This window comes from Streptomyces sp. P6-2-1 (genome assembly GCF_050613165.1).
GTDB lineage: Bacteria > Actinomycetota > Actinomycetes > Streptomycetales > Streptomycetaceae > Streptomyces.
Genome location: NZ_CP192513.1, coordinates 5,684,262 through 5,707,371 on the forward strand (window position 1 = coordinate 5,684,262; position 23,110 = coordinate 5,707,371).

13 protein-coding genes are annotated in these 23,110 nt (G+C 72.2%); 3 read left to right on the top strand and 10 right to left on the bottom strand.

What is annotated here, in order from left to right:
- Positions 1-76: 76 nt before the first annotated feature.
- Complete coding sequence (locus ACQYWQ_RS24185) at positions 77-3,049, bottom strand: GH92 family glycosyl hydrolase (protein WP_431037412.1); 2,973 nt, start codon at positions 3,047-3,049, stop codon at positions 77-79.
- 370 nt (positions 3,050-3,419) lie between these two features.
- Between ACQYWQ_RS24185 and ACQYWQ_RS24190 the strand changes: the two genes are divergently transcribed.
- A complete protein-coding gene (locus ACQYWQ_RS24190; protein WP_431037413.1) occupies positions 3,420-4,874 on the top strand; it encodes a glycoside hydrolase family 76 protein in 1,455 nt (484 codons plus the stop codon).
- A 108-nt stretch (positions 4,875-4,982) separates the two neighbouring features.
- On the top strand, positions 4,983-8,834 hold the full coding sequence (locus ACQYWQ_RS24195) for a hypothetical protein (RefSeq protein WP_431037414.1): 3,852 nt from the start codon (positions 4,983-4,985) through the stop codon (positions 8,832-8,834).
- A gap of 170 nt (positions 8,835-9,004) precedes the next feature.
- Here the strand turns inward: ACQYWQ_RS24195 and ACQYWQ_RS24200 are convergent, their stop codons facing one another.
- Positions 9,005-9,964 carry a DUF4232 domain-containing protein gene (locus ACQYWQ_RS24200; RefSeq protein ID WP_431037415.1) on the bottom strand — a complete coding sequence of 320 codons (960 nt, stop codon included), beginning with the start codon at positions 9,962-9,964 and terminating at the stop codon, positions 9,005-9,007.
- 90 nt (positions 9,965-10,054) lie between these two features.
- On the opposite strand from ACQYWQ_RS24200, the gene ACQYWQ_RS24205 reads away from it, so the two are divergent.
- A complete protein-coding gene (locus ACQYWQ_RS24205; RefSeq protein WP_431037417.1) occupies positions 10,055-12,151 on the top strand; it encodes a prolyl oligopeptidase family serine peptidase in 2,097 nt (698 codons plus the stop codon).
- Here ACQYWQ_RS24205 and ACQYWQ_RS24210 read toward each other — a convergent pair.
- From ACQYWQ_RS24210 to ACQYWQ_RS24245, 8 genes are all read right to left on the bottom strand, one after another.
- Positions 12,084-12,629, bottom strand: coding sequence for a hypothetical protein (locus tag ACQYWQ_RS24210; protein ID WP_431037419.1), 546 nt, complete (start codon positions 12,627-12,629; stop codon positions 12,084-12,086). The two genes, ACQYWQ_RS24205 and ACQYWQ_RS24210, sit on opposite strands and share 68 nt — an antisense overlap.
- 27 nt (positions 12,630-12,656) lie before the next feature.
- Positions 12,657-13,700, bottom strand: coding sequence for a LacI family DNA-binding transcriptional regulator (locus tag ACQYWQ_RS24215; protein ID WP_431037421.1), 1,044 nt, complete (start codon positions 13,698-13,700; stop codon positions 12,657-12,659).
- Positions 13,701-13,747: 47 nt separating this feature from the next.
- Complete coding sequence (rhaS, locus tag ACQYWQ_RS24220) at positions 13,748-14,827, bottom strand: rhamnose ABC transporter substrate-binding protein (protein ID WP_431039324.1); 1,080 nt, start codon at positions 14,825-14,827, stop codon at positions 13,748-13,750.
- A 55-nt stretch (positions 14,828-14,882) separates the two neighbouring features.
- Positions 14,883-15,959, bottom strand: coding sequence for an ABC transporter permease (locus tag ACQYWQ_RS24225; RefSeq protein WP_431037423.1), 1,077 nt, complete (start codon positions 15,957-15,959; stop codon positions 14,883-14,885).
- A complete protein-coding gene (locus tag ACQYWQ_RS24230; RefSeq protein ID WP_431037424.1) occupies positions 15,952-16,998 on the bottom strand; it encodes an ABC transporter permease in 1,047 nt (348 codons plus the stop codon). The genes ACQYWQ_RS24225 and ACQYWQ_RS24230 overlap by 8 nt, the downstream gene beginning before the upstream one ends.
- Positions 16,995-18,506: a sugar ABC transporter ATP-binding protein gene (locus tag ACQYWQ_RS24235; RefSeq protein WP_431037425.1), complete on the bottom strand. Its 1,512-nt coding sequence runs from the start codon at positions 18,504-18,506 to the stop codon at positions 16,995-16,997. The genes ACQYWQ_RS24230 and ACQYWQ_RS24235 overlap by 4 nt, the downstream gene beginning before the upstream one ends.
- A gap of 605 nt (positions 18,507-19,111) precedes the next feature.
- The gene (gene yicI / locus ACQYWQ_RS24240) at positions 19,112-21,448 is read right to left on the bottom strand and encodes an alpha-xylosidase (protein ID WP_431037426.1); all 2,337 of its coding nucleotides are present in this window, start codon (positions 21,446-21,448) and stop codon (positions 19,112-19,114) included.
- Positions 21,445-23,073 carry a GH1 family beta-glucosidase gene (locus tag ACQYWQ_RS24245; protein WP_431037428.1) on the bottom strand — a complete coding sequence of 543 codons (1,629 nt, stop codon included), beginning with the start codon at positions 23,071-23,073 and terminating at the stop codon, positions 21,445-21,447. Before ACQYWQ_RS24245 ends, yicI begins: the two co-directional genes overlap by 4 nt.
- Positions 23,074-23,110: the final 37 nt, after the last annotated feature.

Genomic DNA, 23,110 nt, shown 5'->3' on the forward strand with positions numbered 1-23,110 from the left:
TACAGCCTTGAGCCTGACGTAGGGGGAGGGTCAACCCGGCCCCGCGGAGTGCGGGGCCGGGCCGGGGCTGGTGAGGTCAGTCGCCCGTAGTGGGCAGCGGTTTGGTGGTGAGCGAGACGTCGAAGAGGTGCAGGACGCCCTTGTCGCTGGACTGCGGCAGGACCACGGACTTCACCCGCTTCGCCGGGTCCAGGGCCTCGGGAGCCGTACCGAAGACCACGGTGCGGGTGGTGTCCGCCGTACCGTCGGCGCGGTTGCGGCCGGTCGTTTCGACGAGCGGGACGTTGCCGAAGCGGTAGTCGGTGCCCGGGGTCCAGTCGGTGAGAGCCACGGGGACGTCCTGCGTGGTGCCGTCCGTGTACTCGACGCGCGCCGTGCCCTGGGCCGGGCCGTTCGTGGCGAGGCCGAGGAAGGAGATCCCGGTCGCCGCCGTGCCCGTGCGGCCGCCGACGGCGATGCGCTGGCCGTGCGGAATCCAGTTGTCGGGCTCCCCCGGGGCCGTGCGCGGCCACGTGAAGGTCACGCCCGTGTCGCCCAGCGGGATCTTCGCCCCGGGAGCCGCGCCCGCTTCCGCGAGGCGCTCGCGCGAGAGGGAGTTGTCGCTCAGGTCGAGCGAGCCCGCCGACTTCGCGCCGTCCGCCGTCGTCCCGACGTCGTTGCGCGCGTCCGAGCCCGCGTCGTACGAGGGCGGTACGTCACCGGCCCGTGTGCCCCAGGCGCCCGGCTTCGCCGCCATCGTGAAGTCGAGCGTCCCGCCGCGCCGTGCGAAGTCCTCGCCGACCCAGCTCGCGGTGCTCGTACGGCCGTTGACCTTGAGGGAGCGCACGTAGGGGCGGTCGCCCGTCGTGCCCGGGGCGTTGAGGCGCAGTGTGCGGGTGCTGTCCTGGCTGCGGATCGTGACCTTGTCGAAGAGCGGGGCGCTCAGGACCAGGTTCGCCGTGCCGTAGATCGTCGGGCTGAGGCCAAGGTTCGCCCACACGTACCAGGCGGAGAGCGCGCCGAGGTCGTCGTTGCCCGGCAGCCCGTCGGGGCCCGTGCCGTACAGCTCGCTCGTCGCGCGCCGCAGTGTCTCGCCCGTCTTCGCGGGCTGCCGCAGCCAGTTGTAGACGTACGGGGCGGAGAAGCTCGGCTGGTTGGAGAGGTAGGCGCCCTTCGTGCCGTACACGCCCGCGTCCAGCTGGCTCAGGTGCTCGTCGAGTTCGGCGCTCACCTTCGCCTCGCCGCCGCGTGCGGCGATGAGTCCGCCGATGTTCTGCGGGACCATCCAGCCGTACTGGTAGCCGGTCGCCTGGTCGAACTGGTCGCCGCGCTGCCCGAGGTCGAAGTCCCGGTCGAAGCCGTTGCGCGAGCGCGGCCGGATCTCCTGGGTGACCGGGTCGAAGACGTTGCGCCAGTTCTGCGCGCGCGCCATGAAGCGGTTCTCGGTCTCCTTCTGGCCCAGCCGCCCGGCCAGTTGGGCGATCGCGAAGTCGTCGATGGCGTACTCCAGCGTCTTCGACGTCGCCGAGTCGCCCTTCGCGTTCTCCACGAAACCGGCGCCGAAGTACTGGAGCGCCGCCGTGCGCCGCGTGTTCGTCGCCGGGAGCGACTGCGTCTCGACCATCGAGCGCAGCGCGCCCGCGCGGTCGTAGTGCGTGCTGCCGAAGGCGTCGATCGCGGAGAGCACCGCCTGGAGCGAGTCGCCGGTCATCTTCTGCTGCGCCTGGTTCAGGTGCGGCCAGTTGGGCCAGGTGCCGGTCTGCTCGACCATGTCCACGAGCGACTGGTTGACGTCGTCGCCGATCTTCGGGAAGAGCAGCGCGAGCAGCTGCGCCTGTCCGCGGTAGGTGTCCCAGCCCGAGTACGTCGTGTAGACGTGGTGGCCGCGCGCGACCGTGCGCACCTTGCCGTCGTACCCCGGGTAGCGGCCGGACACGTCGTCGGTCACGTTGGGGTGCAACTGGGCGTGGTACAGCGCCGTGTAGAACTTCGTCCGCTCGGCCGCCGTACCGCCCTCGACCTTGACGGTCCCGAGGTTGCGCTCCCAGGCACGGCGGGCCTCGGCGCGTACCGCGTCGAAGGAGTGCCCGGCGCTCTCGGCCCGTACGTTGCGCGCGGCGCCGTCGACGTCCACGTAGCTCAGGCCGGTGTGCGAGGTGACCTTCGCGCCGCGCGGGAAGGTGAGCCAGGCGCCCGCGCCGTGCTTGCGGTCGCCGCCGTCCGCGCTGTTCGCTCCGGGTGTGACGTCGTCGCCCTGCCAGGTGCCGTGCGCGGTGAAGGGCTTGTCGAAGGTCGTGGAGAAGTACGCGCGGTAGTGACCGCCGCCCTCGCACACCGAAGCGGCCTCCACCCAGCCGCTCACGGTCCGTCCGGAGACGCTGACATGGCTGTCGTAGACCGCGTTGTTGGACCCGGCCACGTCGAGCAGCAGCGTCGCGCTGCCGCCGTCGCGCGGGAAGGCGTACCTGCTCACGGCCGAGCGCGTCGTCGCCGTCAGCTCGGCGGTCACGCCGTTGCCCAGCGCCGCGCGGTAGTAGCCGGGCGCCGCCTCCTCGGCGTCGTGGTCGTAGTCGAGGTAGTACGAGGTGATGTCGGCGGCGGGGCTCCGCGGCAGGCCGCCGTCGGGGAGGGCGCCCGCGTACGGCAGGACGGGGAAGTCGAAGGCGCTGAAGCGGCCTTCGCAGCCCGTGCCCGACAGGCGCGTCATGCCGAAGCCGCGCAGCTTGTCGGCCGTGTACTCGTAGCCGCCCTTCTGGTCGCCGTCCGATGTGCGGTACGTCGTCGGGCTCGACTGGACCATGCCGAAGGGCAGCGCGGCCCCCGGCCACGTGTTGCCGTAGGCGCTGTTGCCCTTGTTCTGCGTGGTGTCGAGCTTCGTCCCGATGAAGGGATCGACGGAGTCGTAGGCGCTCGCCGCGCGGCCGGGCGCGGGGCGGCCGGTGTGGGCCTGGGCGGCGGGGACGCTCGCGGTGAGGAGGCCGAGCGAGGTCACGGCGGCGATGAGGAGACCCGCGCCCCTGCGCCGGGCGGGGGGCGCAGGTTCGCGGGCGGAAGTACGGGGCGTGCGCATGGCGCTTTCCCTTTCGGCGGTGCCCGGGACGGGAGCGGGGGAAGACCGGGCTCCGGCCCTCGGACAACGTTGTCATGTCGAGGCAGGGCGACCGTACCCCGCGCGCGGCGAACGAGGGAGGGGCCGGTACGCGAATTCCCGGCGCCGCGCGAGGAAAGTTCCCGTACCCGTGTTCCTCCCGGTGGCCGGCCGATCGGTGCGAAAGGGCCGGTGACACCGCTCGCCGGAGCGGTGACATCCGGCCTGCGCGGTGGCAACTCGTGCTCCCGTGGCGCACGTTGGGGTCTCGCGGGGGCCTTGACAGCGTCCCGGGCAGGCCGTTCCCTGACCCAGGAACGTGAAGGCGACCGAGAGGGAAGGTGTGGCGAAGGTGAGAAAGTCCGTACGCTCCGCGAGGGCGGCGCTGCTCGGGTGTCTGCTCGTCACCACCGGGCTGACGGTGCCCGCGACCGCCGCGCACGCGGCCGGGCAGGTGTGCGACAAGTACTGCGACGCGCGCGACCCTGCCGCCGCGAACGGTGAGCGCACTCCGGTGAGCGCCTCGCTCTACGGAAGGACGATCACCCTTCACCTGTCTGACAACGATGTCATGGGCTGGGGCTCCATCGAGAAGGGCAGCCCGGGCGACCAGGTGTGGCTCGACCGCTCCTTCGACGGCGGGCGGAGCTGGTCATCGGGCAGCAAGCTCGGCGCGACCGCCGTGCCCGAGGGGCGCGAGAGCTGGCGCACCCTCATGTACAACGTGGACGAGTGGAACACCGGAGCCATCGGGGCCCTGCGCGCCTGCGGCAAGGCGGGCGACCGCGCCGAGATCGCCTGCACCGGCTGGGCGCGTACGGACTGGAACGCCTGGAGCCGCAGCACGGCGGCGGCGACCGCCCTCATGGCGAACTACGACAGGGACAACGGGAAGTTCGCCGGCTGGTGGACATCGGCGACCGCGCTCACCTCCGTCATCGACAACATCCGCGTCAGCGGGATGCCCAGCTACAAGTACGCCATCTCCACCACGTGGGAGAAGCAACGCGGCGCCGAAGGGGGCGACTTCACCAACAGCTACCTCGACGACACCGGCTGGTGGGGCCTCGCCTGGGTCGCCGCGTACGACGAGACCCACGAGCAGCGCTACCTCGACACCGCCCGCAAGGACGCCGACCACATGGCCGCCTACTGGACCGGCACGTGCGGCGGCGGCGTCCAGTGGGCCACCGACAAGCCCTACAAGAACGCCATCACCAATGAGCTGTACCTCCAGCTCAACGCGGCCCTGCACAACCGCGTCGAGGGTGACACGACCTACCTCGCACGCGCGCGGGACGAGTGGTCCTGGTTCCGGGGGAGCGGCCTCATCAACTCCGGCCACACCGTCAACGACGGCCTCGGCGACGACTGCGCCAACAACGGCGACACGACGTGGACGTACAACCAGGGCGTCGTCCTCGCGGGGCTCGCCGAACTGCACCGCGCGACCGGTGACGCGAGCCTGCTCGACAGCGCCCGTACCCTCGCCGACGCCTCCACCTCGTCCGGCTACCTCAACCCCGGCGGCACCCTGCACGAGCCCTACGAGCCGGACGGCACCGGGTGCACGTCCAACGGCGACTCCTTCAAGGGCGCCTACGCGCGGGGCCTCGGCATCCTCGACAGGGAGCTGCCCGACCACCCCTACCGCGCCTACATCGCGCAGCAGGCCGACACCGCCTACGCCAAGGACCGCAACAGCTTCGACCAGTACGGGCCCCACTGGGCAGGACCCCTGACCGGCACGGGCAACGGCTGCCAGCACAGCGCCCTCGACCTGCTCAACGCGGCCGAGGACGACTGAGCCGGGCCATGCGAGCCGCACCCGGCCGCATCCCTCTCGCGGCGCCCGGCCCCGTACCCCCACCCGAACCGCCGCCCCGCCCCCACACCATCCGGGAGACACCGCACCGTGACCCGTACCCGAAGAGACCGCACGCGCCCCGCAGCGGCGGCCGTCCTCCTCCTCGCCCTGCTCGCCGCCTTCCTGCCGCTGGGCGGGACGGCGTCGGCGGCGGCCGAGGGAGACGGCGACCTGCTCACCGGGCAGTGCCCCGGCGCCGTGCCCGTGGGGAACACGAGCGTGACGACGAAGGACCCGTCGTACGGCGCGAGCGACCGCATCATCGACCTCGCCAACATCGGCGCCGCGCTCGCCTGGGACATCGGCGCCGTGATCGGCGCGATGATCGTGGACGAGGCGCAGAAGGCGGAGCGCGTCGAGACGTTCGTCGGTGACGTCCAGGACTGCTTCCCCGGCTACAACGTCATGGTCACGCAGCCCAAGGGCCTCACGACGCAGCACATGAAGGGCATGCTGCTCGCGAAGACGGTGTCGATCTCCAGCACCTCGTACCGCGTCCTCGTCTTCAAGGAGGGCGCCTTCCACAAGGACGGCGACCTCGGCTACAAGAACTGGGGATACAGCGGGTACTTCTCCCGCACGGACGAGAACCACACGGTCACCTTCACCGCGCCTCCGCCCGTCACGCGCGACAGCGACTGGTACGCCGACTCGGTGGGCGAACAGACGCCGATGTCCTGCGAGGTGAACGGCATCACCGCGCCCGACGCCGACCTCCAGCTCGCCGTGGGCGACGGCAGCGACGAGAACCGCGCGCGGGCCGACGAGAAGCTCCTCGCCCAGGCCATGCACTGCTGGCCGAGCCACAACATCCTGCTCCTGCACGACGGCGGGGCCGCGAAGTTCACCGGCACGGACTCGCTGAGGATGGCGGACGGCGAGCCCGCGTACAAGAAGCGGTTCGACATCGGCAACCGGACCTTCTGGCTGTACGTGACGGACACGGGCAAGGTGACGTCCACCGGCGACGGCGGCTGGCTCAACTGGGGCTACGGCGGCCACTACCAGCGCACCGAGAAGAACGGGGACGTGACCGTCGACTTCGCCCGGCCCGCCGAGGCCGACCTCAACCCCTCGGGCCCCTGGACGAGCGCGACGACCGACCTCGCGCTCCCCGACCCCGCGCACTACGTGTGCGCCGGGCCCCCGCCCGCCGGTGAGGGCACCTTCGCGCAGCGCGCCGCCGCGCAGCTCGCCCTCTGCTACCCCGGCACCAACATCCTCGTCGTCAAGAGCCTCAACGCCATGCAGTTCGCCCGCGCCGAGGGCCTGCGGCACGTGTGGGAGGGCAACGACGGGCACACCGACTTCGACGCCTTCGTGCTCCGCTCCGGCGACGTGCTCAACACCGGCGACGGCGGCTACGCCAACTGGGCCTTCTCCGGGCGGTTCGAGCGCCCGGAGGGCCAGGACGGGTACGTGTCCTTCTCGGCGCCGCCCGGTGACGGCGGCCAGGACCCCCGGGTGCCCGAACTCGGCTCCCGCCCGACGACGTTCACGGTCCGCTCGGGCGGTACGTCCTTCGACGTCGCGCAGCCCGCCGACTCGCTCGCCACGTACGTCCTCAAGGACGGCCAGGAACCGAGGATGACGCTCAGCGCGGCGGACGGCGCGAAGCTGACGTACACGATGGACGACTTCGACGTGAGCGCCCAGGGGCGGCAGCCATCGGCCACCGTCACCGTGGACACCGCGAAGACGCATCAGACGATCGACGGCTTCGGCGGTGCCATGACGGACTCGGCCGCGTCGCTCATCGCCGCTTCGCCGCACCAGGACGCGATCCTCTCGCAGCTCTTCGGCACCGGTGCCAAGCAGGCCGGGCTCACCGTCGTGCGCTCGCCGATGGGCTCCAGCGACCTCATGGCGGAGGGCACCGACGTGCACACCTACGAGGACACCAAGGGCAGCTTCTCCGCCGACGCCACGCCCGCCGACAAGCGGCAGATCGCCATGCTCCAGGCCGCCAAACGCGAGGCGGGCGGCGACTTCAGGCTCCTCGGCACCCCCTGGACGGCCCCCGGCTGGGCCAAGCGAGGCGGCAAGCTCGTCGGTGCCGAGTGCGGCACCGAACAGAACGAGCTGGACCGCACCAAGGCGGGCGACTACGCCGACTACTTCGCCAAGTACGTCGCCGCCTACGACAAGGCCGGCATCAGGCCCTGGATGGTCTCGATGCAGAACGAGCCCGAGAACTGCAAGACCGAGATGCCCACGACCCTGCTCAACCCGGACGACGAGGTCGCCCTCTCCAAGGCGCTCAGGAGCCGGCTGCCCGGTGACGTCGGGGTCCTCGGCTTCGATCACAACTGGAACGACCCCGACTACGTCCGCACCCTCACCGACCGGGGCCAGGTCGACGCCATCGGCTACCACTGCTACGACGGCACGCACTACGGGGCCCAGACGCAGAGCGTCAAGACGCTCATGACCGAGTGCTCCGGCTTCGTCGACCAGTCCTCCGACGTCGCGGGCAACATGGGCTGGGAGGTGGCCAACCTCCTCATCGGGCCGCTGCGCAACGGCTCCACCGGCTCCGTCTACTGGTCCCTGGCCCAGGACAGCGAGGGCGGGCCCGCACTCTCCACGCCCGAGGCCTGCCACACCTGCCGGGGCATGATGACCGTCGAAGGCGACGGCAGCTACACGCCCTCGCAAGACCTCTGGTTCTGGGGGCAGTTCGGGAAGTTCGTCCGTCCCGGCGCCGTACGCGTCGACTCCACGAACACCGGCGACCTCTCCACGGTCGCCTTCCGCGACGGTGACACCACGACCCTCGTCGTCCTCAACTCGCCCACCCACGCGGACGGTGGCGCGGCCGGCTCCAGCGAGGCCGACTACCGGGGCAGGATCGTGCAGTACGAGGACGACGGCAACGCGCAGAAGACCTCCTGGCTCGTGGGGGCCGACGGCTACCGCCGCTGGGTGAGCGATCTCGACACGTACGGCTGCCTCAAGGACGAGGCGGGGAAGCCGGACGCGGGCGGGCAGCCCGGCGGGACACTCGACAAGTACATCAACCTCAAGGACGTGTGGGCCGTGTGCGGCGCGAGCGTCATGGGGACCGACAGCGAGCTGGAGACGGGAACGTACCTGAAATCCGCGGGAGGTGCGCGCCTGACGCTCGGCAAGGACGGCAAGCTCGTCGCGAAGGACGCCTCCGGGATCGTGCGCTGGACCGCGCCGGCCACCGGTGACCGGCTCATCCTCCAGGAGGACGGCAACCTCGTCCTCTACGAAGGCGCGTCCGCCCGCTGGGCGACCGGCACCGACGGCAAGGGTGCCGCCTGGCTCTCGCTCCGCGACGACGGCACCTTCATCCTCTCCACGAAGGCCGACGACACGGTGTGGACGAGCCCCGTGGACGCCGCCGCCTACCGGGGACAGATCGTGCAGTGGGACGGTGACACGGCGGAGCAGAAGACGTCCTGGCAGGTCGGTCACGACGGCAAACGCCGTGTCATCCACGACTGGGACACCTTCAAGTGCCTGCACGACGCGGGCGAGGGCGACTCGCGCTCCGTCTCCAGCGACACCCTCGACAAGCTCCCCGACCTCACCGACGTGTGGGCCACCTGTGGCGCCGACCGCATCGGCGCGCAGGGCTCGCTGGAGAAGGGCGCGTACCTGAAGGCAGGGGATTACACGCTGGAGTCGCAGGCGGACGGCAACGTCGTCGAGTACCGGAGCGGGAAGGCGGTCTGGGCCACCGGCACCAAGGGGAAGGGCACGGTGCAGCTCACCCTCCAGGCGGACGGCAACCTCGTCGCGTACGACGACGGCGGGCACGCCGTCTGGTCGACAGGGACGAAGGGGAAGCGGCCCGGCTGGCTCGTGCTCGGGGACGACGGCTCGCTGCGGCTGTACGACGCGGACGGGAAACAGGTCTGGACCCGCTGAGACCGGGCGGCGGCCCGGGTCGCCCGGGTCGCCCGGGCCGCCGGGAGGGCCGCTCGCGCCCACCGCGACGGTTCCGCCCGGTCCCCGGGCGGCAGGGCGTCCGGGGACCGGGCGGCAGGGCGTCCGGGGGCCGGGCGGCAGGGCGTCCGGGGGCCGGGCGGCCGTGCGGCTCAGGGCGTCGGCCTCGCCCAGGGCGTGACCCCGAGCTTGCCGGTCGTTCCCAGGTCGAGGTGTTGGGGGACCGTCACGGGGGCCGCGCCCGTCCTCGCGCGGACGCGGACGTAAGGGACGGTGACGGGCGTGGCGAGGTCGGTGGTGTTGCGCCAGACCAGGCGGGCCGTCGCCGATTCGCCGGGCTTGAGGGTGAGGGGGCGGGGTGTCTCGTCGACCCCGATGCCCGTGGTGATCCCGTGACTGCCGTGGAGGACGCTGACGCCCTCGACCGGGGCGAGGGAGTCGTCGAGGAGTTCCAGGACGGGGTAGCCCCGGACCTCGTAGTCACGGGAGCCGCAATTGGTGAGGTGCAGGCCCACGACGCGCAGGCCCATCGCCGCGTCGCCCTTGTCGGCGTTCACCCGGATACCGCCGGGCGCACACGTGCCGGGGGCCTCCGCCACGGGGATCGCCGCGACCTCGGTCACCTTCGCTCCCGTGATCGGCGGCGCGCCGGACGGCGCCGCGTCCGCCCCGACCCTGCCCCGTACGGTCGTCCCCGGGCCGACGTTCTTCACGGTCGTCGACTGGCTGCTCATCGCACGCCCGGCGCTGTCCGTGAACATGATGGTGACCATGTAGGTCAGCGCCTCGGGGCCGTCGTTGGTGATCTCGTACGCGGCGCTGATGCCCGGGGCACTGCCGAGGTCGAGGCCCTCGGCAGTGGCGGAGTAGCTGCGGGCGGGAGCCGGCGAGGGGGAGCTGAGCGGGCGGGTCAGCGAGGTGACGCGTACGCCGTCCTTGCCGGGGTCGTCGATGGCCGTACGGGAGTCCGCCTTCGCGGAACTCTGGGCCGTCCCGGGACGTGTCGTCCCCTCCGTCCCGCAGGCGGTGAGCAGCAGGGCGCTCGCGGCGAGAGCCGCCACGAAGGGCAGGGCGCGGGCGGCGGCGGGGCGGAGCGGCATGGGTCTGTCCATCAGGTCATCCGATCAGCACCCGCATCCCGCGCGTGTGACGGAGGCCATAGTTCCGGTCACAGCAGTGTCACAAGGTCAGGGGGAGGGAGAATGCGGGCTGTGACTGACGACGACGCGAATCTGGACGACGACCCGCACCTGTGGCTGGAGGACATCGACGGTGAGGACGCGCTCGCCTGGGTGCGGGAGCGGAACGCCGATGCGGTGGCGGAGCTGGCGGGGGACGCCGGGTTCGACAGGCTGCGACAGCGCTTGCGCGAGGTGCTCGACGCGGGTGACCGCATCCCGTACACGACGCGACGAGGGCCTTACCGGTACAACTTCTGGCGCGACGCGGAGCACGTGCGCGGGGTGTGGCGGCGCACGGGCACCGAGGAGTACCGCGAGGACGTGCCCGCGTGGGAGGTCCTGCTCGACCTCGACGCGCTCGCCGACACCGAGGGCGTCGACTGGGTGTGGAGCGGGGCCTCCGTGCGCGAGCCCGACAGGGAACGGGCACTCGTGCTGTTGTCGCGAGGCGGGAGCGACGCGGTCGAGGTGCGGGAATTCGACCTGACGCGGCGGGAGTTCGTCGAGGACGGATTCCGGGTCGGCGAGGACAAGACCCGCATCGGATGGGCAGACCCGGACACCGTCCTCATCGCCACCGGGCTCTCCGGCGGCTCGCTCACCGACTCCGGGTACCCGCGCACGGTGCGGCGCTGGCGGCGCGGGACGCCGCTCGCCGAAGCCCCCGTCGTGTACGAGGCGGAACGGGGCGACGTCGCGGCCTGGGGCCTGCACGACCACACGCCGGGCTTCGAACGGGACTTCGTCGGGCGGATGAAGGACTTCTTCACCGGTGAGCTGTACCTCCTCGAAGCCGGTGACACGCGCGTCAGGATCGACGTGCCCGACGACGCCCGGGCGTACGTGCACCGCGAGCACCTGCTCGTGACCCTGCGGACCGAGTGGCTCGGGCACCCGGCGGGGGCGCTCCTCGCCTTCGGCTTCGACGCCTTCCTCGCGGGGGACCGCACGGCGCGCGTCCTCTTCGCGCCGGACGCGCACACGGCCCTCGTCGGGCAGGCGTGGACCCGTCACCACCTCCTCCTGACGACCTTGCGCGACGTGAGCAGCCACGTCGACGTGCTCACGCCGACGCCCGCAGGCCCCTGGAAGCGCGAGCCGCTCGCGGCCGTACCGCCGCTCTCCGACGCCGCCGTCATGAACACCGACCCCGACACCGACGACGCCTACGACCTCGACGTCGAGGGCTTCCTCCAGCCGTCCACGCTCTGTCACGGCGCCGTCGGAGCCTCCGCCGGAGTGCTCAAGCGCGCCCCCGCCCGCTTCGACACCGAAGGGCTCGCGGTACGGCAGTACTTCGCGACCTCGCGGGACGGCACGCGCGTCCCGTACTTCGTGACGGGCCCCGACCACGAGGCACACGGCCCCGGGCCGACGCTCCTGTACGGCTACGGCGGCTTCCAGGTCTCGCGCACCCCGGCGTACGGGGCCGTGAGCGGGCGCGCGTGGCTGGAGCGGGGCGGCACGCGCGTCGTCGCGAACATCCGGGGCGGCGGCGAGTACGGGCCCGGCTGGCACCGTGCCGCGCTCAAGGCCGAACGGCCCCGCGCGTTCGAGGACTTCGCGGCCGTCGCCGAAGATCTCGTCGCCCGGGGCATCACCACGCACGCCATGCTCGGCGCGACGGGCGGCAGCAACGGCGGTCTCCTCATGGGCGCGATGCTCACGCGGTACCCCGAACTCTTCGGCGCGATAGTCGCCGAGATCCCGCTGCTCGACATGCTCCGCTACCACCGACTCCTCGCGGGAGCCTCGTGGATGGCCGAGTACGGGGACCCCGACGACGCGGCCGACCGCCCGCACCTGCGCGAGCTGTCGCCCTACCACCGGCTCACCGCCGACCGCGCCTACCCGCCCCTGCTCCTGCGCACCTCCACGCGTGACGACCGCGTCCACCCGGGCCACGCCCGCAAGTTCGCCGCCCGCATGCGGGAACTCGGGCACTCGGTCCTGCTGTACGAGAGCCCGGGCGGCGGACACAGCGGAGGGAGCGACAACGGGCAGGCGGCCTTCAACAGCGCGCTCGTGTACACGTTCCTGTGGCGGCACCTCACGGGCGGGCGCCCCGACGGGCCGGATCGGCGTGCCGGCGGCTCAGCCCGGCCGGCCCTGGGCTGAGCCGCCGGCGGTCCAGGTCCAAGGCGTCGGCCGCCACGAGGGGTTCGGCGTGATGGGCGGGGGAGCGGGCCTCCGGGAACGGGAGCCGGGTCGCACCCGTGACCTCTTCCTCCTGGAGCGCGAGCGTCGGCGCGCTCTCCTCGGCGGGGCACAAGAGGAACCGGAAGTCGCCGGGCGCGTGGGCCGGTTCGCCCTTCCCGGGGCGTGCGCCGATCGCCCGCACCCCGATGGCGAAGGGCGCGTCGAGCGCGTACGGCGTCAGACACGGCCACTCGGGCCGCGGCCCCGTCTCCTCGCACACCTCGCGTACGGCGACGCCGGGAGGGCTCGCGTCCGTGGGCTCGGCGTGTCGTGTGCGGAGGGGAGATCCGCGCCAGGACAGGAGGGCGGGGAGGCCGGAGAGGAGGGCGCGGCCCTCGGGGCGGCCGCCGAGGCGGGCGTCGGGGACCGGGCGGACGGTGGCGGGGGTGAGTGGCATCGGGGCACCTCGCTGCTCGGGTGGCCGTCACCGCACGCGGGTGGGGCTGCTCGACTCCCGTACGGCCAATCGTGGCGCCAGGCTGAGGTGTTGGTGCTCGTGGGACGGATCGCCCTCGTTCAGGAGGAGGTTCGCCGCGAGGCTGCCGAGGGTGCGGGCCGGCTGGTGGACGGAGGTGAGGGGGACGGTCGCGGCCGCGGCGAACTCGATGTCGTCGTAACCCACGATGCGGATGTCGTCGGGCACCTTGACGCCCGCCGTGTAGAGGGCCTGGAGGACGCCGAGGGCGAGGAGGTCATTGGCGCAGAAGACGGCGGTGGGGCGCCGGGCGAGGCCCAGGAGGCGGGCGCCCGCGTCGCGGCCGCCCGCCACGTCGAGCCGCTCGGTGGCCAGTTCCCGCAGCGCCGACGGGGGCAGGCCCGCCTCGGCGAGCGCCTGGTGGGCACCCGCCCTGCGGTCGCGCACCTGCCGCAGGTGCGGGGGCCCGCTGACGTACGCGAGGTCGCCGTGCCCGCCCGCGAGGAGGTGCCGTACGGCGAGCGCGCCGCCCGCGACGTCGTCCACGCCCACCGCGCAGCCCTCGTCGCCCGCCGTGACGCTGTCGACGACGACGTAGGGGATGCCGTGCCGCCGGAAGGCGCGCAGTGCCTCGCGCCCCGGCCCCGAGGGGGTGACGAGGACGCCGCGCACGCGTTGCTCGGCGAAGAGCGCGAGGTAGTGGGCCTCCTCGGCGGGGCTCTGCGCGCTGTTGCACACCATCACACCGAGCCCGGCGGCGCGGGCCGCGCGTTCGGCGCCGCGCGCGAGCGCCGCGTAGAAGGGGTTGCCCATGTCGTGGACGAGCAGGGCGAGGATGCGGCTGTGGCCCGCGCGCAACTGCCGTGCGGAGTCGCGGCGTACGTAGCCGAGCCGCTCGATGACCGCGAGGACGTGGCGCCGGGTCCGCGCGGCGACGCGGTCGGGCTGGTTGAGCACGTACGAGACCGTGCCGGTCGACACCCCGGCGGCGCGCGCGACGTCCACGATGCCGAGCGGCCGCCCCGGGGGGCCGGGGGACGGGTGGCGTGTCATCGCTCGTCGCCCCCGTCCCCGTACCGGCGCTCCCGTACCCGCAGCTGTCAGAAGTGGTAGTCGCCGATGTTCTTCGCGTCGAAGACGGTCGGCTTGCCGAGGCTCACGACGCCGTCCTTGCCGATCGTGAACGAGCCGAGGTCACCGGCCTTGTAGGTCTCGCCCTCCTTGCCCGTGATCTGCCCGGACTCCAGGGCGATGGCGGTGTGCGCGGCGAGCGCGCCGAGCTTGGCCGGGTCCCACAGCTCGAAGGCGTCGACGGTGCCGTTCTTGACGTAGGCACGCATGTCGTTGGGGGTGCCGAGCCCGGTGAGCTTGACCTTGCCCTTGTACTTCGAGCCGGAGAGGTACTGCGCCGCCGCCTTGATGCCGACCGTGGTCGGGGAGATGATCCCCTTGAGCTTGGGGTGCTCCTGGAGGAGGCCCTGCGTCTGCTGGAAGGACTTCTGCGCGTCGTCGTCGCCGTACGCGATCTTGACGAGCTTGATGTCCTCGTACTCCGGCTTCTTCAGCTCGTCCTTCATGAAGTCGATCCACGTGTTCTGGTTGGTGGCCGTCTGGGCCGCCGAGAGGATCGCGATCTCGCCCTTGCCGCCGATCTGCTTCGCCATCTGCTGCACCTGCGTGCGGCCGAGGTCCTCGGCGCTCGCCTGCGAGACGAAGACGTCGCGGCAGTCGGTCTTGGTGTCGGAGTCGTACGTGACGACGCTGACGCCGTTCTTCATGGCCTGCTTGAGCGCGGTGCACAGGGCACCGGGGTCCTGCGCCGAGACGGCGATGCCGTCGACCTGCTGCTGGGTCAGCGTGTTGACGTAGCTGACCTGGCCGGAGGTGTCGGTGCCGCTGCTCGTACCGACCTCCTTGTACGTCGAGCCGAGCGAGGCGAGGGCCTTCTTGCCGCCGTTGTCCGAGGTCGTGAAGTACGGGTTGTTGACCTGCTTGGGCAGGAAGGCGACCGTGAGGCCCTTCTTCGTGGCGGCGCCCGGGTCGGCCTTCGCGGCCGAGCCGGAGGAGGAGTCCTCCTTCCCCGCGTCGTTCTTCGTGGTGCCGCCGCAGGCGGTGGCACCGGCGACGAGGGCAGTCGTCACGGCGAGCGCCGCGGTGAGCCTGCGGGTGCGGGCGGTCATGGACATGAGGGTTCCTTAGGGGTACGTACGGGAGGGGCGGGCGGTCCGGCGAAGCTCAGCCGGTGGCCGGGGCGGCCTGCGTGCGGGCGCGGGCCCTGGCCTGGGCGAGGCGGCGTCCGAGGCGCGGCGCGAGGACGGAGACGACGAGCAGGACGCCGGTCACGACGATCTGCGACTGCGAGGAGACGTTGAGCAGGCTCATGACGTTCTGGAGCGTCCCGAGCAGGAACACCCCGGCGATCGCGCCGCCGAGCGTGCCCCTGCCGCCGTCGAAGTCGATGCCGCCGAGCAACACGGCCGCGATGACGGAGAGTTCGAGCCCGGTCGCGTTGTCGTAGCGGGCGCTCGCGTAGTGCAGGGCCCAGAAGACACCGGTCAGCGCGGAGAGCACGCCGGTCGTCACGAACATCGACAGGCGCAGCCGCTTGACCCGTACCCCGGCGAAGCGCGCCGCCTCCTCGCTCGCGCCGATCGCGAAGAGCGAGCGGCCCAGACGTGTCTGGTGGAGCACGACGACGGCGAGTACGAGCAGGACGAGGAAGGGCACGGCGGCGTAGGGGAGGAAGGTCTCGCCGAAGCGGCCGGCGCCGAAGTCCAGGTACGGGGTGGGGAAGTCGGTGACCGAGTCGGAGCCGAGGACGATCTGCGCGATGCCCCGGTAGGCGGCCATCGTGCCGATGGTCACGGCGAGCGAGGGCAGCCCGAGGCGGGTCACGAGGAGCCCGTTGACCAGCCCGCAGACGACGCCGAGGAGCACGCACAGCGGGATGATCGTCTCGATGGCCATGCCGTGGTTCCACAGCGCGCCCATGACGGCACCCGACAGGCCGACCGTCGAGCCGACCGAGAGGTCGACCTCGCCGGAGACGACGAGCATCGTCATCGGCAGCGCGATGAGCGCGATCGGCAGCGTGTTGCCGATGAGGAACGACAGGTTGAGCGCGTTCCCGAAGTTGTCGACGAAGGAGAAGGAGCACAGGAGCAGGACGACGAGGAGCGCCCCGACGGCGGTGTCCCAGCGCACGGCCTCCGCGAGGCGCGAGGTGTCCCGGCGTGCGGCCCCCGCAGGCCGCGCGGCCTCCGCGCGTGCGGTCCCCTCGGCGAGCCGCGAGGTCTTGGTCGGCTCAGGCATGACGGGCACTCCTCTTCTGCGCGGCCTGCTTGCGCAGCACGGCGGCGACGCGCAGGGCCAGGACGCGGTCCACGGCGATGGCGAGCAGCAGCAGGACCCCGTTGATGGCGGTGACCCACACGGAGCTGACGCCGATGGCCGGGAGCACGCTGTTGATCGAGGTCAGCAGCAGGGCCCCGAGCGCGGCCCCGTAGACGGTCCCCGAACCGCCCGTGAAGGCGACGCCGCCGACGACGACGGCGCTCACGACGGTGAGTTCGTACCCGTTGCCGGTCGCCGAGTCGACGTTCCCGAAGCGCGCGAGGTACAAGGCGCCCGCGAGTCCGGCGAGGACACCGCACAGCACGTACGCGGTCAGGACGCGCTTGCGCACGGCGACCCCGGCGAGTCTCGCTGCCTCGGGGCTCGACCCGAGCGCGTACAGCTCACGGCCGCTGCGGAAGGAGCGCAGGTAGGAGCCGACGGCGAGCAGCACCACGAGGGCGAGGACCGCCAGGTACGGGATCGCCCACACGCCGTCGTGCCCGAAGTCGACGAAACCGTCAGGGAGATCGGCGGCGACGATCTGCCGCGAGCCGACCCAGATGGAGTCGATGCCGCGCACGATGTAGAGCGTCCCGAGCGTGACGACGAGGGCGGGGACCTTGCCGAGACTCACCAGGGCGCCGTTGAGCAGCCCGAAGACGGCGCCGACGGCGACCGCGTACAGCACCGCGACCCAGGCGTTGCCCCCGCCGTGCAGGTAGTCGCCCGCGGCGAAGGCGGAGATGCCGAGCACGGAGCCGACCGACAGGTCCACGTTGCGGGTGAGGACGACGACGGCCTGCCCGGTCGCGACGAGGACCAGGATCGTCGCGTTGAGCAGGAGGTCCTTGATCCCCTGCTGCGAGAGGAACTGCGTGTGGGAGACCTGGGTCGCCAGGACCATGACCACGAGCACGGCGGCGACGGCGAGTTCGCGCGCCTTGAGGACCCGGTCGAGCAGGCGGCGCCCGGGCGCGGTCTCCCGGGTGGGGGCGGTGACGGTGGTGGTGCTCATGCCGCCCTCCCTGTCGCGGCGGCCATCACGGACTCCTCCGTCGCCTCGGTACGGTTCAGCTCGGCCGTGAGCCGGCCCTCATGCATCACGAGGACGCGGTCGGCCATGCCGAGGATCTCCGGGAGGTCCGAGGAGATCATCAGGACGGCGACGCCTTCGGCGGCGAGCGACGACAGCAGCCGGTGCACCTCGGCCTTCGTGCCGACGTCGATGCCGCGTGTCGGCTCGTCGACGATGAGCACGCGGGGCCCGGTCGCGAGCCATTTGGCGAGCACGACCTTCTGCTGGTTCCCGCCCGAGAGGGTGCCGACGACGTCCGCGAGGCGCGCGTACTTCACCTGGAGCCTGACGGCCCAGTCGAGCGCGCGACTGCGCTCCGCCGAGCGGTTCATGAGGCCCGCACGGCTCGTGTCGGCGAAGCCCGTCAGGCCGATGTTGCGCTCGATGGACATGTCCATCACGAGGCCCTGGGCGCGCCGGTCCTCGGGTACGAGGGCGAGCCCGGCGCGCATCGCGAGGCTCGGGGCGCCCGGCCTGAGCCGCTGCCCGAGTACGTCGACCTCGCCGCCGTCGAAGCGGTCGACGCCGAAGACGGCACGCGCCACCTCGCTGCGGCCCGCGCCCACGAGCCCGGCGAGACCGACGATCTCACCGCGCCGCACCTCGAACGACACGTCGGTGAAGACGCCCTCACGGGTCAGCCTTCGCACACTGAGCGCGGCATCGCCGATCTCTGCCTTCTGCTTCGGGTACAGCTCGTCGAGGTCGCGGCCGACCATCGCCCGTACGAGGTCGTCCTCGGACAGCCCGTCGAGCGGGCCGCTGGAGACGAGGGCACCGTCGCGCAGGGTCGTGACGCGCTGGCACAGCTCGAAGATCTCCTCCAGGCGGTGCGAGATGAACAGGACCGCCGTCCCCTGAGCGCGCAGCGTCTCGACGACGCCGAAGAGGCGTGCGACCTCGCTGCCCGTGAGGGCGGCGGTCGGCTCGTCCATGATCAGGACGCGCGCGTCGAAGGAGAGCGCCTTGGCGATCTCGACGAGCTGCTGATCGGCGATCGAGAGCCCGCGCGCGGGCTGGTCGGGGTCGAGCGGGACACCGAGCCGCCGGAACAGCGCGGCCGTCGCCTCCTTGACGGCGCGGTGGTCGACGCGGCCGAAGGCGCGGCGCGGCTGGCGGCCCATGAAGATGTTCTCGGCGATCGACAGATCGGGGAAGAGTGTGGGCTCCTGGTAGATGACCGCGACTCCCGCGTCCCGCGCGTCGGCGGGGCCGTGGAACTCGACGGGGACGCCGTCGAGCAGGACGCGCCCGCTGTCCGCCCGGTGCACACCGGCGAGCGTCTTGATGAGCGTCGACTTGCCCGCGCCGTTCTCACCGGCGAGCGCGTGCGCCTCGCCCGCGTACAGCCGCAAGGAGACGCCGCGCAGCGCACGGACCGCGCCGAAGGATTTGGTCACCTCCTCCAGCGCGAGGACCGGAACGGACTCCGGTTCGGGATGCGACATGACGTGTCTCCGTGAGAAGTGCGAAGGGTGGAGCGGCCGTACGGAACGCGGTGGCGACGCACGGGAGCAGAAGGGACCGGATCGCCGACAGGCATCGTGTGAAATGTTTCAGCGAAGTTGCCGGGAAGCTAGCCCGCTCGCGGAGGGGTGGTCAAGGGGTGGGACACGGACTGTCGGTGCGGAGACTTTCGTCGGCTTCGCGCTGTGGCCTGCTTTTGTCCTTGTATGACAGGACACAGGGGGTGTGCCACGGGCCTTGTCGCGCGGGGCACGATTGGGTAACGCGGGATTCACGGGCGGGTGCGAGGGGTGCGGGCACGTTTCCGCCGGGAGGTGCGAGGCCGCGCGTGTCTATGAATCGATTCATGACGTCGGGGCTCGCGCGGGGAAGGTGACGGGGCATCGCCCGGGGACGGGCGGGAAGGCGGCACTCGGGGGAGGTGCCGCAGGGGGAGGGAAGGGCGGGAAGGCGGCACTCGGAGGAGGTGCCGGAAGGAGGGGCGTCGCCGGGGGCCTTTGCCCGGGGGCCGGAACGGGCGTGAGGGGGCATCGCCGGGGGGCGCCGGAACGGAGCAGGTGGGGGCCCGTCCCGGCGCCGAGCCCGCTCAGCTCCGGTCCAGCTCCACGCGCACCCGCCGCGTCCCAGCGGCGCAGCGCACCGTGTCGTCCGCCGCGCGCTCCACGCCGGGCACCTCGGCGCGTACCCGGTGGCCGGGCACCTCGACGCGCCACGGCCGTGCACTGTCCGTGGTGATCTCCAAGGCACCCGCCGTGGGACGGACGGTGAACGTCGCCGCTGTGCCCGTGCCGTCAGGGTGAGGGATCGCCACGACCTTCCCAGCGGTGCCCGGGTGGACCCGCAGCGTCACGTCGTCGGCCCAGTCCGACACCGGGCCCTCCTCGTACGCGGCGAGCGGGAGCACGGAACCGGGCCGGGCCAGGAGCGGGAGGGTGTCCAGGGCGTGGCGCTCAAGGCGCCAGCCGGGGCCCGTGACCTGCTCGCCCGTCAGGAGGTGCGTCCAGGTGCCCTCGGGCACGTAGTACTCGACGGCCCCGTCCGCGCTGAGGACGGGCGCGACGAGCAGGTCGTCGCCGAGGAGGTACTGCCGGTCGAGGGTGCGGCAGGCGGGATCGCCGGGGAATTCGAGGAGCATCGCCCGCATGACGGGGACGCCCTCCTCGTGCGCCTGGAGCGCCGCGCGGTAGAGGTACGGCATGAGGCGGTGCTTGAGCCGCGTGTACGTGCGCGTCACCTCGACCGCCTCCGTACCGTAGTCCCACGGCACCCGGTACGACGTCGAGCCGTGCAGGCGGCTGTGCGAGGAGAGCAGCCCGAACTGCACCCAGCGCGTGAAGAGTTCGGGCGATGGCCTGCCCTCGAAGCCGCCGATGTCGTGGCTCCAGAAACCGAAACCCGACAGGCCGAGCGAGAGGCCGCCGCGCAGCGACTCCGCCATCGCCTCGAACGTCGACTCGCAGTCGCCGCCCCAGTGCACGGGCAGGCGCTGCCCTCCCGTCGTCGCCGAACGGGCGAAGAGCACGGCCTCGTGCTCGCCGCGCTCCGCGCGCAGGAGGTCGAAGACGGTCTCGTTGTAGAACTGCGTGTACAAGTTGTGCGTCCTGGCGGGATCGCCGCCGTCGTGCCAGGCGACGCCCTCGGTCGGCACACGCTCGCCGAAGTCCGTCTTGAAGCAGTCCACGCCCTGGTCGAGCAGGACCTTCAAGTGCCCCTGGTACCACGCGCGTGCCTCGGGGTTCGTGAAGTCGACGAGCCCCATCCCCGCCTGCCACTGGTCCCACTGCCACACGTCGCCGTCCGTCGTGCGCAGCAGGTAACCGCGCTCCATGCCCTCGGCGAACAGCGGCGACTTCTGCGCGATGTACGGGTTGATCCATACGCAGATCCGCAGCCCGTGCCGTTCCTTGAGCCGCCGCAGCATCGCCTCGGGCTCGGGGAAGACGGCGGGGTCCCACGTGAAGTCGCACCACTGGTAGCCGCGCATCCAGAAGCAGTCGAAGTGGAACACCGAGAGCGGGATGCCCCGTTCGGCCATGCCCTCCACGAAGCCGGTCACGGTCTCTTCGTCGTACGAGGTCGTGAACGACGTCGAGAGCCACAGCCCGAACGACCAGGCGGGCGGCAGCGCGGGGCGTCCGGTGAGCGCCGTGTACCGGCCGACGGCTTGTTTGGGCGCCGGACCCGCGAGCACGAAGAACTCCAGGCTCTGGCCCTCGACGCTGAACTGCGTCTGCCCCACGGCCTCCGAGCCGATCTCGTACGAGACGAGCCCCGGGTGGTTGACGAAGACCCCGTAGCCCTTGCTGCTCAGGTGGAACGGGACGTTTTTGTACGCCTGTTCACTGCTTGTGCCACCGTCCGCCTGCCACAGGTCCACGGTCTGGCCGTTGCGCGTGAAAGGGGTGAAGCGCTCCCCGAGCCCGTAGATCTGCTCACCGACGCCGAGCGCGAGCCGGGCGAGCGTGTAGTGCCGGCCCTCGGCGTCCGTCGCGAAGCCGAGCCCGCGCGGGCCGAGCGAGGTGAGGGTGTTCCCCTCGGCGTCCAGGAACGCGATTCCCCAGTCGGCGCCGGGCGTTGAGGAGAGACGTGCCGTGAGGGGGCCGGTGACCAGTTCGCTGACGGCTCCGTCCTGGTGGGTGCGCGTGCGGCCCGCGCCCGGGACCGGTGCGGCGAGCGCGAAATCGGGGCCGCGGTGGCGGCGACCCGCGTGGTGGGTGAGCCGCACACCGATCACGCCCTCGGCGGGGGCCCACAACTCCACAGTCAGCAACGGGCTGTTGAGGGTCGCTCCGCGCGTCGACTCCTTGCGGACCGCCGCGTACGCGGTCAGCCGCTCGGGACCGGCCTGGACCTCCGCGACGGTGGTGGCATGCCGCAGGGTCACGCCGGGGCGCACCTGCCAGTAGCCGTCGGTGAACTTCATGCGGGGCGCTCCTGGGAGGTGGTGCCGGTGGTGCTGGTGGTGTGGGTGCTCGTGCCGGTGGTGCTCGTACTGGGGGTGCTTGTGGCAGTGGTGCTCGTACTGGGGGTGCTTGCGGTGGTGTCGCTCGTGGTGGGGGTGCTTGCGGGGGTGTCGGCTGTGGTGGTGTCGCTCGTGGTGGTGTCGCCCGTGGTGGTCGTGGCGCGGTGGTGGGCGAGGAGGCCCGCGTACCAGTGGTAGCTGTCCTTGGGCAGTCGTGCACCGCTCGCGTAGTCGACGCGGACGAGGCCGAAGCGCTGTTCGTAGCCGCGCGCCCACTCGAAGTTGTCGAGCAGGGACCACGCGTAGTACGCGCGCACGTCCGCGCCCTCGGCGACGGCCTCCGCGAGCGCGGTCAGGTGCGCGTCGAGGTACTGGATACGGTCCGTGTCGTGCACCGCGCCGTCCGGCGCGACGGTGTCGGCCTCGGCCGAGCCGTTCTCGGTGATCCGGAGCGGCGGCAGATCCGGGTGGCGCGCGGCGAGTTCGCGCAACAGGGCGGGCAGCGCCGCCGGGACGACCGGCCAGCCCATCGTCGTGTGCCTGGTGCCGTACGGGTCCGTCTCCGCCACGCCGATGTCGACGGCCGTGCGCAGGCGGGCCTCGTCCTCGCGGTGCGGGGCCGCGCGGACGGTGAGGGGCCGGTAGTAGTTGAGGCCGAGGAAGTCGAGCGGGGCGCCGATGACCCGCAGGTCGTCCTCGTGGCGGAGCGCGGCGAGGCCGTCGGCGAGCGGGCCCCAGGTCTCGTGCTCGGCCTCGGGATAGCGGCCGGCGAAGAGCGGGTCCGTCCACACGTCGTTGTGCAGGGTCCTGGCGCGGCGCAGCGCGGCCAGGTCCTCGGGGTGCTCGCTCGCGGCCTCGACGCGGTCGAGGTTGAGGGTGATGCCGACCTCGCGCGCACCGGCCGCGCGCAGCGCCCCGGTGCCGAGGCCGTGGGCGAGGAGCAGGTGGTGCGCGGCGGCGAGGGCACCGGCGCCCTCGCGCGCGCCGGGCGCGTGGCGGCCCTCCGCGTACCCGTTGAAGGCGGCGCAGTACGGCTCGTTGAGGGTGATCCAGCTTCCGACGCGGTCCCCGAGCCGCTCGGCCACGACGGCGGCGTACGCGGCGAAGTGCTCGGCGGTCGCGCGCTCCCGCCAGCCGCCCCGGTCCTCCAGGGCCTGCGGAAGGTCCCAGTGGTAGAGCGTCACGGTCGGCGAGATCCCGGCGGCGAGCAGCGCGTCGGTCAGCCTGTCGTAGAAGTCGAGGCCCTTCGCGTTGACGGCCCCCGTGCCCTGCGGCAGGACGCGTGGCCAGGCCACCGAGAAGCGGTAGGCGTCGACGCCGAGTGCCGCGAGCAGCGCGACGTCCTCGCGCCAGCGGTGGTAGTGGTCGCAGGCGATGTCACCGGTCGCGCCGTCCTCGGTACGGCCCGGGGTGTGGCTGAAGGTGTCCCAGATCGAGGGGCCACGGCCGTCCTCGTCATGGGCGCCCTCGATCTGGTAACTGGCGGTGGCGGCGCCGAAGCGGAAGCCGGGGGGAAAGGTGGGGTAGGGGGTGGGGCGAGTGGTGGCTGTGGTGGGGGTGGTGGGGGTGGAGGGGGTGGTGCTCATGCGGGCCTTTCGGGGGTGTGGGGTGGGCGGGAGTGGC

What these genes read in the sequence shown, in the direction of transcription:
- ACQYWQ_RS24205 (WP_431037417.1), top strand. Translation starts at nt 10,055, where the DNA reads ATGCGGGCTGTGACTGACGACGACGCGAATCTGGACGACGACCCGCAC.
- ACQYWQ_RS24210 (WP_431037419.1), bottom strand. Translation starts at nt 12,629, where the DNA reads ATGCCACTCACCCCCGCCACCGTCCGCCCGGTCCCCGACGCCCGCCTC.
- ACQYWQ_RS24225 (WP_431037423.1), bottom strand. Translation starts at nt 15,959, where the DNA reads ATGCCTGAGCCGACCAAGACCTCGCGGCTCGCCGAGGGGACCGCACGC.
- ACQYWQ_RS24200 (WP_431037415.1), bottom strand. Translation starts at nt 9,964, where the DNA reads ATGGACAGACCCATGCCGCTCCGCCCCGCCGCCGCCCGCGCCCTGCCC.
- ACQYWQ_RS24215 (WP_431037421.1), bottom strand. Translation starts at nt 13,700, where the DNA reads ATGACACGCCACCCGTCCCCCGGCCCCCCGGGGCGGCCGCTCGGCATC.
- ACQYWQ_RS24185 (WP_431037412.1), bottom strand. Translation starts at nt 3,049, where the DNA reads ATGCGCACGCCCCGTACTTCCGCCCGCGAACCTGCGCCCCCCGCCCGG.
- ACQYWQ_RS24245 (WP_431037428.1), bottom strand. Translation starts at nt 23,073, where the DNA reads ATGAGCACCACCCCCTCCACCCCCACCACCCCCACCACAGCCACCACT.
- rhaS (WP_431039324.1), bottom strand. Translation starts at nt 14,827, where the DNA reads ATGACCGCCCGCACCCGCAGGCTCACCGCGGCGCTCGCCGTGACGACT.
- yicI (WP_431037426.1), bottom strand. Translation starts at nt 21,448, where the DNA reads ATGAAGTTCACCGACGGCTACTGGCAGGTGCGCCCCGGCGTGACCCTG.
- ACQYWQ_RS24235 (WP_431037425.1), bottom strand. Translation starts at nt 18,506, where the DNA reads ATGTCGCATCCCGAACCGGAGTCCGTTCCGGTCCTCGCGCTGGAGGAG.
- ACQYWQ_RS24230 (WP_431037424.1), bottom strand. Translation starts at nt 16,998, where the DNA reads ATGAGCACCACCACCGTCACCGCCCCCACCCGGGAGACCGCGCCCGGG.